Annotated in this window: 1 protein-coding gene; it reads right to left on the reverse strand. The window is 62.0% G+C overall.

Going from position 1 to position 245, the window contains the following annotated elements:
- The coding region (locus VTU_RS34260; RefSeq protein WP_010109508.1) for an Ig-like domain-containing protein at positions 1-245 on the reverse strand (245 nt) is incomplete at both ends.

Below are 245 nucleotides of genomic sequence, written 5' to 3' on the forward strand. Positions count from 1 at the left end.
TGACTCTCTCGCTGAACGCAATCGTGACCTCGGCCGTTTCTCCTGCCGCCAGCCGGTTGTCGCTGAGCATGATGGTTGCCGTTGGCACCGTGTTATCTATGCTGTAGCTCAGACCCGGCACGGTTACCGTATCAACGCCTGCGTTGCCCGCAATATCGCGCACCCCTGCAAGGTTCACCGTGATGCCGTTGCTCGCGGCTGTTCCTGTGCCCCCGGCGATCGTCACCTGCCAGGTGTCGCTGCTG

It is taken from the genome of Verminephrobacter aporrectodeae subsp. tuberculatae At4 (assembly GCF_000193225.1).
Lineage (GTDB): Bacteria > Pseudomonadota > Gammaproteobacteria > Burkholderiales > Burkholderiaceae_C > Acidovorax > Acidovorax aporrectodeae.